At 47.6% G+C, this 6396-nt stretch carries 5 protein-coding genes and 1 pseudogene; all 6 read right to left on the minus strand.

The window, feature by feature from the left end; translation table 11 throughout:
- Positions 1–80: 80 nt before the first annotated feature.
- Positions 81–442, minus strand: a pseudogene (locus JW883_00450) (four helix bundle protein).
- Between the two features lie 51 nt (positions 443–493).
- The gene (locus JW883_00455) at positions 494–1126 is read right to left on the minus strand and encodes a response regulator transcription factor (GenBank protein ID MBN1840740.1); all 633 of its coding nucleotides are present in this window, start codon (positions 1124–1126) and stop codon (positions 494–496) included.
- A gap of 176 nt (positions 1127–1302) precedes the next feature.
- Positions 1303–1590 (minus strand): GIY-YIG nuclease family protein, encoded by a 288-nt coding sequence (locus JW883_00460; protein MBN1840741.1) that lies wholly within the window; start codon positions 1588–1590, stop codon positions 1303–1305.
- Positions 1591–1817: 227 nt separating this feature from the next.
- Entirely contained in the window at positions 1818–2900 is a 1083-nt protein-coding gene (locus JW883_00465; GenBank protein MBN1840742.1) for a response regulator, read from the minus strand.
- Positions 2891–3697, minus strand: coding sequence for a response regulator (locus JW883_00470; GenBank protein ID MBN1840743.1), 807 nt, complete (start codon positions 3695–3697; stop codon positions 2891–2893). The genes JW883_00465 and JW883_00470 overlap by 10 nt, the downstream gene beginning before the upstream one ends.
- Before the next feature lie 28 nt (positions 3698–3725).
- Positions 3726–6134, minus strand: coding sequence for a GAF domain-containing protein (locus JW883_00475; GenBank protein MBN1840744.1), 2409 nt, complete (start codon positions 6132–6134; stop codon positions 3726–3728).
- Between the last annotated feature and the right edge of the window lie 262 nt (positions 6135–6396).

Consider the following 6396-nt stretch of genomic DNA (forward strand, 5'->3'; position numbering starts at 1 on the left):
AGGAAGAAGGGATGAATATTAATGGGAGTTATGCTTCGTTAACATGTCATTTCGCTACGCTGTCATTATTTGTCATTTAGTCATTTATTGGCTTTTTTGCCGATGGAATTGATGTAATTGTTAAGTTTCAGACCGATGGTATCAATATCCTTTCGCATAGATCCAAAATCTTCATCATTGATCAATCCCCTATTCTTCGCTTTGGTGATCCAGGTTATGGTTTCGTAAAGAGACCCTCTGCCATAATAACAAAATTGCCTGTTTTCCTTGTAATAAAACCGTCCATCGCTTCGCTCAAATTGGCGGCGACTGAATCTGCTGCTCTAACCAACTGCTTTCCTATCGTATCTTTGGCAAAAAAATCCCACTTAATGACAATTTCCCAGATTCTTTGGCCAATATCCATAGCAAGCTGGTAAACCTTAAGTTCTTCCAATTTCATAACTCATTACCTCGCGTATTCAATGACCCAGTGACCTAATGACTTAAATTTTCACTCCACCAACCCATGTTTTATGACATAATGCATTAGTTCAGCATTGTTTCTCATTTTCATTTTTTTCAGAATACGGGATCGGTGGGTGCTGATGGTTTTTATACTCAGGCAGAGTTCCTCGGCAATCTCCTTAAGCGTTTTTCCCGAAGCAATCATGCGCATGACCTCATACTCACGATCGGAGAGCTTCTCGTGAAGTGGTTTTTCTGCATCCCTTTCCAAATCAAACGCTAATTTTTCGGCAAGAGAAGCACTGACATACCTTCCACCCCGCGATACTTTTCTCACAGCCGTTATTAATTCATCCGGCAAGCTTTCTTTGGTCAAATATCCGGAGGCCCCTGCCCTTAAAGCCCGCACCGCGTATTGTTCTTCAGAATGCATGGTCAATATCAGAACCGGGAGTCCGGGTCTTTGAGTTCTTAATTGTTTTAGAATATCCAATCCCCTTGTTCCGGGCATGGAAATGTCCAGTAACACCATATCGTAGTCATTTTTCCATACCTTATCTAGCACTTCCTGCCCATTGCTGGCTTCATCAGCCATAACCATGTCCGGATTGCCCTCGAAAATCTGCTTCAGGCCTTGGCGAACGATTGCGTGGTCATCAGCGATGAGTATTTTGATCATGGAGCGTCTCCCATTTGCGATTTGCAATTTGCGATTGTTCACTTTTTTGTAAGGGTTCACGGCGGTATTGCCTGGCGTGTCATTGCGAGCAGTCCAGCAGTTGCTCGGAGACCGGCTCGACCTGGGGTTCATGGCGGTATTGCCTGGCGTGTCATTGCGAGCGGAGCGAAGCAATCTCATAATTCGCCATACAAATCAAACCATTTCCTATTTCTGCTGTTAATCAGGTCAATTTTCTTTTGCCTGGAGCCAGCCTTTACCTGTTTCTCTCTCAAAATGGCATTTTCAGGGTCCTCAAATACCTCGTAATAAACGAGCCTGGTAATGTTATATTTCTTTGTAAATCCATCAACCAGTTTTTCTTTATGTTCGTATACTCTCCTCTTTAGATCGTTGGTTATTCCTGTGTAGAGGACCTTATTATGCTTGTTGGTCATTATATAGACGTAGTATTGCCTGTCCATTTATAGCTTCCATGAGATTGCTTCGTCGTCCGCCAAGGCCGACTCCTCGCAATGACAGAAAGGGCTACCCTGTGAATGCTTACACTCTTTTCAACCTTGGAACGCAACTTCCAATTAAACCCAAAACGAAACGCCGATTTTCAAATCCTCTTCTTTCATCCTTCCCTCCAATCAAGAATCGCAAATCGGCAATCGGGAATCCAATGGAACCAATCGCAAATCGACGATCACTTCTGTCCCTCTCCCGCCGGAATACTTACCCTTACCGTACTCCCTTTGTCTTGCATTCCACTGATTTTCACTTCACCATTGAAAAAACGGGCACGTTCTCTGATTCCAATCAACCCAAATGATTTGGGATCGGAAATCTGGTTTTCTGTAATCCCTTTGCCATTATCTGTAACTTCCAGCACCAATTTATCAAGTTCCTCTTTCAGGGTTATTTTGACATTCGTTGCATTTGCATGCCGGGCCACATTGGTCAACGTCTCCTGAAAGATGCGAAAAACCGCTGTACAAAGATCTCGATCTTGAGGAAAATCATCACGGCTGCGAGTAAGTTCACATTTAGTTCCAGTACGATTTTCAAATTCCTTCACCTGCCATTCGATCGCTGCTGTCAGGCCAAGGTCATCCAATAACCCTGGTCTCAATCGTGCGGAAAGCCTTTGGACCGTTTGGATGGTCGCATCAATGAGCTTTGACATTGATTCTGTTTTGTCAATCAGCGATTTTTGATCTCCGGGCAATCTCTTTCCCAACCAGGATAAGTCCATTTTCAAGGCTGTCAGCGCCTGTCCTAAATCATCGTGAATCTCACGGGCAATACTTGTCCTCTCTTGTTCTGTGGCGGATTGCAAATACGCAGAAAGGTTACGTAACTCTTCGCGTGACTTTCTTAATTCTTCCTCCGCCTCCTTTCTCTCTATTTTTGATTTCTGCTTCTCCAGGGCCCTGGTAATAATAGCCAGCAGGTAGTCCATGTCGATAGGCTTGGTCACATAGCCGAAGGCCCCATCCTGCATTGCCTGAACCGCGGTATCCAGCGAGGCGTGCCCGGTGATGATTACAGCCTCGGTATCCGGGGACAACTCCTTGATCTTTACCAGCACCTTGATGCCCGGAATGTCAGGGAGTTTCAAATCTATCAGGGCCAGGTTAAAGAACCTATCTGCAATAGCCTCAATCGCCTCCTTGCCACTGTTGACAGAAAAGGGTACATACCCTTCTTCGTTCAGGATATATGCAAGGGACTGACAGGCCCTAGGCTCGTCATCGATGATCAGAATGCTTTGTCTGTCTACTGACATTGTCCCAGTACTTCCTGGAGTCTTTTCCTGCCGACCATTTTGAGCAATTCCACGAGTTCTTCTATATCAAAAGGTTTATCAAGACAGGTAAAAGCAGTCTTTTTGAGGGATTCTTCAATGAGTCCCGCCATCTCCTCACGGTAGCCGGTCATAAGTATGACGATTACCCTGGGATCAGCTTTCTTGATGGCGATCAGGGCATCCAGCCCGGTTATGCCATTTAGCTTCATGTCCAGCAAGACGACTCGGCATTGGGACTCCAACAGAAGATTTATGGCTTTATCAACTTCGGTAGCAAAAATGGTATCACAACCTTTCTTATTGAGTATTTTCTGAAGCGTCTTGCAAAATTCGACATCATCGTCCAGAATCAATATCGGCTTCCGGGCGCCAAGTTCGTCGATAAAGGCTATTATCTTATCCAGATCCAGAGGCTTGGGAAGCACGGCCACGGCCCCCTGTCTCTTTGCCTCCCCGACCAGTTCAGGCAAGGTATAGGCGGTCATCATCACTGTGGTGGTTTCAGGTGATAACCTGTTAACCTCTTTCAATAACCCCACACCATTCAGGCCCGGCATCTTGATGTCCGTTAAAACAACATCAAAGGCCCTTTCTTTAATCCGCTCAACAGCCTCAAAGCCGTCTGCGGCCGTCTCCACTTCACAGCCCTTCTCCGTGAGGATATAGTTCAAGGTTTGGAGCATCCCGAAGTCGTCATCAACTATCAAGATACTAACCGACTCTCCGATTGCCGATTGCCGATTGCCGATTGCGGAATTGTTTGAATCCTGAATCATGTTTTCCACCCCTCAAATTCCCCAATCCCTAAAATCTCACCGTAAATCTGCTCCCTTTCCCTTCCTCGCTCTCCACCAAAATAGTCCCCCTGTTTTCCTCAGCCAGACTTTTTGAGACCGCCAGCCCCAGACCTATCCCTTTCGCCTTGGTGGTAAACAGGGGCTCAAATATCTTCCCTAGATTGCTCTCGGGAATGCCACAACCCTCATCAACAAAGACGACCTCCTTGGCCCCTTTTCTCACCCTTGTGGATATCTTGAGGCTCCCCCCTTCTCCCATGGCCTGCACGGCATTTTGGGTCAGGTTGAGGAATACCTGGCCTACCTGGACGGGATCGATGAAAACAGGAGCTATATGCTCGGCAAGGTCTGTAATCACTGTGATGTCTTCCGGTATTAAAGACCTGGATAATGTTTCTTTGACCAGTTGATTGATGTCCACCTCCTGCCGCACAGGCGCTTTGATGCGCACAAAATCCAAAAGGTCCGTGATGATCTGATTGGCGGTATCTATCTCGCAGTTCATTGTCTTTATGTTCTCTTTAACCGCCTCATCTTCGATCGTCTTTATCTTCATATTCAGGAAATAACAGGCATTCTTTATCACCCCCAGAGGATTGCGGAGTTCATGGCCGACACTGCTTGCCAACTGCCCCAGGACAGCAAGCCTCTCTTTGCGAACCAGCGCCTCATGGGCCTCCTTGAGTTCCCTTGTCCTTTCCTCAACCCTTTGCTCTAAATTGTTTCGAGCCTCTTCCAAAGCGGTAGCGAATTTTTTTAGCTCTTCCTCTCCCCGCTTGCGCTCGGCTTCCACCTCAATGGTGTGCAGGGCAAAGGCGATGTCTTCAGCCACCTCGCCGAACAACGCTTGTTCCTCCTCATCGACAGGCATCTCGATAGCAGCCGTAACAGTGAGAAAGCCATAAACGCGGCCTTCATATTCCAGGCCAGCTATCATGCGGTTTTTGTCCACATAGGTTCCAACCAGGGGGCATTCGCCGCATTCAATAGCAGATTTTGCCACCACCATGACACCGGATTGATCGAAGGCTTGCCGGAGGCACGGCGTCAGCTCTCCAGACTTCAACTTGTCAATCATTGCCGGAAAACTCTTGGTAACTCCTGCATGTGCGGCAGTTGCAAACCTACCATCTTTTTCTGTGATGGCGATCCAGGCGCTGTGATATCCGCGGGTTTCGATAAGGCTGTCGCAAGAGCCCTGAAGCAATTCTTGGCGGTCTTTTACCTTTGTGATGACTTGGTTCACATTGCGTATGGCTCGCAGGACGGCGTTGAGGTGGACAATGCGCTCCTCTGCCTGTCTTCGCCTTTCTATTTCTTGCCGCAAAGACCGTGTCCAGTGATAAAAGGCGACGAAAAAGAAAGCGCCTGTGGCTGTCAGAATAAGGATAGCAAAGGCCAATGCGTATAGATGATCGCGGTATGCTTTACTCGTAATCCGTTTCACCTCATCCACCGGAGCGCACACAGCCATGGACCAGACTTTGTCAAAAACATGGACAGGGGTGTATGCAATAAACTTTTCAACTATTCCCCTCTCTCCCCAATGCCATCCTGAGACATAGCGGCTCACTCCTTCCTCCCCCGCCATCATGTGCCGCTGGATGCTGTCTATCGCGACGTAGGACAGCTCGGGGTTTGTCTCTGCCCGCACCTTGAAGGCATCTCGACCCACGAACGCCTCTTCGTAATGGGCCAGGAAGATGCCGTCTTCATTCAGCAGCCAGGCGGCATAGCGGGTCTCTCCCGATACAATGGGGGAGACATATGGCTTGCTCATCGTGCTTGGATCAACAGAACACACTATGACTCCGTTGAATTCTCTGTCTCCGCTCTCGCCCTCAATACAGACAGGCCTCGCTATCCGTATGCGTCTCTGGCCCGCCTCATTGATGATCAACCCGGAGATGGCAACCTCCCCGGTCTCTCTGGCATTTTGAAAGAAAGTCTCCTGGCTGTAGTCCCGTCCTATCAGGTCTTTCCGCCAGCCCTCGTTGGGATAGATGAACCGGAGGATGCCGTTTTTGTCCAGCCGTCGGAATGATGTTTGCGTTGGAATCCCCGTGTACAAAACTTCCATGCGCTCAAGTATCCCGGGTTCCATCCTCTGCACAACCGCGAAATTTGACAAAGCAAGCAGGTCATCATCCACATCAGCCATGAAAGTCTCGATTCCTGTACCAGCGGAACGGGCCAATATCAACTGCTGCCGGTTGAACTGCTCAGTGGCTAACCGCACCGTTTCATGATGATTTCTTTGACCAAGAAAGATCGTCACAGCGATAGCGGTCAGAGTAACCGCTATAATAAGACCACAGAGCAGTACAGAGGGCTGTTTCCCATCTTTGTATGAAGGAGCCCGCCTTTTTTCGGTCTCCGATTTTCCCAAGCTTTCCGCTGGCTTGTGTAAAAACATTTCAACAATTTCCCTTTCCCTGTATTAGACCATCGGGGGCATAAAATAATCAGCTTTCAAAGCATTTTCTTAACAACCTCTCCTTGCTTAATCCACTCCAGAATCACTGGCAAGCCTTGCCACGGCGAAGGGTCAGCCTATCAGCCAAGATCTTTACAAAGCTGTATGTTTTGCTTTTTTTTTGCAGTAACGTTTCTTCTTATCCGATAGATTTGGTAACCGTTCACAGGTTACATTTATGCCGTACGGAATTGTTTTGAAA

Source organism: Deltaproteobacteria bacterium, from assembly GCA_016930875.1.
Classification (GTDB): Bacteria; Desulfobacterota; Desulfobacteria; order Desulfobacterales.